Consider the following 3202-nt stretch of genomic DNA (forward strand, 5'->3'; position numbering starts at 1 on the left):
CATCTCGTTCCCATTCGCAGGTGGAAGACGACCTGACCGATTGAGGGCGCCCGGTTATCCAACAGAAAGGTTACTGGGTGGTGAGTTCCAGGATCAGCCGTTGCGGGTTTACCGGACTGTACGAGATGATTGTGGCCATCGTGGTGTTTCCTTCCACGGTTCGCACGCAGAAGGATCCACCGACGCCGGTCGCCTTCAGATTGATGGTCGTGTACCGATAGGCGTCCAAGGCATGAGCGCAGCCTGCGAGGCCGCCAGCCGCAAGGGGCGCAACCACAGCGGGGTCCACTGCCCCGATCAGGTTCGACTGTATCGGGCTGCCCTCCGTCGGGAAGTACAGGTCGAGGCCGCCGACCGCATTGCCCACCACGCCGGTCTCGACGTCGAGATGGTCCTCCGGGCCCAGTTCGGCCCGTCGCCCGGGGCGCAGGTCACCCAGGGTTGGCTCAGCCGAGACCCCGGCGGATACCCCGGCGGTGCCGTCAATGCCGCGGTCCGCTGTCATCTCCGACGCCGGAGAAGTGCCGCCGCCATTGCTGCGGGATCCGCCGATCGTGCTCGTGAGCACTACCACGGCGGCAACCACAATAACCGCCAGCGACGCAAAGGCTGCCTGAAAGGCGCCCGGCTTGCGCCGCCATACCGACGAGGACCTCCGGTCGGACGGACCCGCCCTACTGTGGTCCGGATCAGCCCTACTGTGGTCCGGATCGACCAAGGCAGGGCCGCTCTCGACGGGACCGCCCGCAGTCGACGGTCCCGGCGGGAGGCTGTGGAGCTCCTGGACGAGGCGGGCAAGATCATATTCCGCATTGCGGTGGTTCAGCCGCAGATACTGACAGCGGGCCAGGCGAGCCAGCTCGGGCGGAAGCTCGGCGGCGACGGGACGGGGGACGTCGTCGACGAGCACAGGAATGATCGCGACATTCCAGGCAAGAGCTTCGGCTATCTCACGACGCACCCAGTCCTTCTCGTCGTCGATGCGGCGCCTGCCGTCCGGACTCCGGGCGTCCAGCCAGTCCGGCCCGATAATGGCGAGGAGCACCGATGAACGCCGGACGGTTCCGAGGATCCGGTCAGCGAAGTCTTCGCTCGGTCGAATAGAGCGGCTGGCGCGGAAGACGTTCTCCGGCCCGAACCGGGCGGACAGTTCCCGATCCAGCAGGACCGCCCATGCGCTGCCGGTCCCCCGATAGTTGACGAATATGCGCAACACGCCAGCGGCCACTTCGCGGGGAACCTGACTCAGCGCCCGGGTGCCGGACGGTTGCGCACGCCACCCAGCTGCGGCGAGAGCGCCGCCACGGCGGGGTGCCTGGGCCACCGAGCAAACACACGGGCCAGGTCGCGAAGGTCCAATCGGATCGTGGCCGAGTCGACGATCGCCGCCGTGGGGAGGGCTCCGGCCGCAGTTGCGCACGACCCGTCAAGGTCGCCCACCGCCGCCCTGGCCATGGACAACCGCACCGCGAAGCGCGTCCTTGCCCGTGCCGCCGTAGCCGGCACCCGGGCGAGCTCCTGCTGCAGCATGTCGACGGCCTGCTGCGGGCGCCCCAGATCGTAGAGGCACCACGCGGTGACCATGTCGACGCTGTCGGGAACCGTAGACGACCCGAGGACGGGCAGGCCAGAACCATCGGGTCCCGCCACGGCGAGAAGGTCCCGCGCCCGTTCGAGTGCGCGCTGGCAGTCGTCGTAGTCACCGGCCAGGGCGTGGCCCTGAGCCTCACGCTGCGCGGCGAGACCGAGCACGCGGGGTGCCACCTCGCGGTGGGACTGCGCACGGCGTGCCAATGCGACCGTCCGGCAAGCGTCGCGCCGGTACAGCGCGATCAGCGCATGCCGAACCAGCGCGTAGGACGCCAGGTCACGATCTCCGGCCGCGGTCGCGAACCCGACGGCCATGTCCGTCCACCACCCGGCTGCCCGGTCATCCCCCGCCTCCTGAGCCATCCACCCGGCGTACTCCGCATAGCGGGCGGCCAACAGCAGGAGGCGACGTCGCGAGCTCCCGTCGGCGGCGGATGCAAGCTCCCGCAGGACCTTGATCTGCGCGGCAAGAATCGGCAGTACCAGCGCCGGGCTTATCGTCATGCCGAGCCGACGCACCTGGATGAACATCGCCTGGAATCCGGCCGCGGTCCGGTCGTGCTGAGCAGCCAACCCGACCGCGGCGAGCGTTGTGACCGTCACGCCGGGGCCGAGCGGCACGCACCCGGCCTCGTCGCGCCGTGCGGCAGAATGCGCCGCATCCGGGAGGCGGTACCCGTCGGTCAACCCTTCACCAGCTGCATCGTCTCGGACTCGCCGCCGGAGGTAGGACCGTCGTCCCGGTGCCAGAACCAGTAGCGCTCCATCGGCGCCCAGGACACTGTCGCAACGGCGCGCCAGCTCAGGGCTCGGCGCCTTCCTATCATTCTCGATCTTGCTCAGATAGCCCTTGCTGTAGTGGAGCATCGCGGACAGCTCGGTCAGCGACAGCCCGACGGCCTTTCGCCGACGACGCAGCTCAGCGCCGAAACCCGGCGCGCAGCCCCCCATATGTCGAGTTTCCCATACCCGTCCAGAAAGGCAACAGCCAACATCTTGCCCATTCTCGGCGCTGCCTGCATCCTCAACTCGAGGCGACCCCTCGGCCGAAATCCGGACACCGGGTCTTCGCGGGAGGCGTCTCGCCCGGCCCTGCAGGAGCGAGCAGGGCAAACCCGGCGCTCACGGCCAGCCAAGGCCGCCCCGCGCCTCGTGACGAGCTCGCGGGAGCCCTGAGGATGAAGATAACAGGACGGCGTGAACTGTTAACCACGCTGATCGGCTGCACCTCCTTCCTCGTCCTGGGGTGCTCCTCGCTACGCGGAAACCCCGCGGTGAGGAGGGAGCTGGCGGAGGTGGGCAAGGAGGTAGCCAAAGAGGTAGGCAAGGAGCTGGCGAAAAACGCCGTGGACTACGCCGTGAAGCAGGCGGCGAGCAGCGGCTGCCCCACCGGGTATCCGGTTGACTGTGGCGGTCACTGCTGCGCGTCCGGCCGAACATGTTGCGGGAACTACTGTTGCACGTCCAGGGCAACGTGCTGCACCACCTACTGCTGCGCTCCCGGCTATGTCTGCAGCGGCGACGGCTGCTGTCTTTCCGGCTATCCAGTCGACTGCGGGAACTATTGCTGTCCCACCGGACATCCCTGCTGCAACGGCGGCTGCTGCCCATC

General features: G+C 68.1%; 2 protein-coding genes. Both read right to left on the minus strand.

Annotation, left to right across the window (positions count from 1 at the left end; all coding sequences use genetic code 11):
• Positions 1-70: 70 nt before the first annotated feature.
• Positions 71-1228 (minus strand): toll/interleukin-1 receptor domain-containing protein, encoded by a 1158-nt coding sequence (locus U9980_RS14070; protein ID WP_322768326.1) that lies wholly within the window; start codon positions 1226-1228, stop codon positions 71-73.
• 17 nt (positions 1229-1245) lie between these two features.
• Positions 1246-2541 (minus strand): helix-turn-helix transcriptional regulator, encoded by a 1296-nt coding sequence (locus U9980_RS14075; protein WP_322768327.1) that lies wholly within the window; start codon positions 2539-2541, stop codon positions 1246-1248.
• Positions 2542-3202 lie beyond the last annotated feature (661 nt).

Source organism: Protofrankia sp. Cr1 (assembly GCF_963555865.1).
Lineage (GTDB): Bacteria > Actinomycetota > Actinomycetes > Frankiales > Frankiaceae > Protofrankia.

Coding starts and splice junctions, on each gene's coding strand:
- U9980_RS14075 (WP_322768327.1), bottom strand. CDS start 2,541: ATGGGGGGCTGCGCGCCGGGTTTCGGCGCTGAGCTGCGTCGTCGGCGA.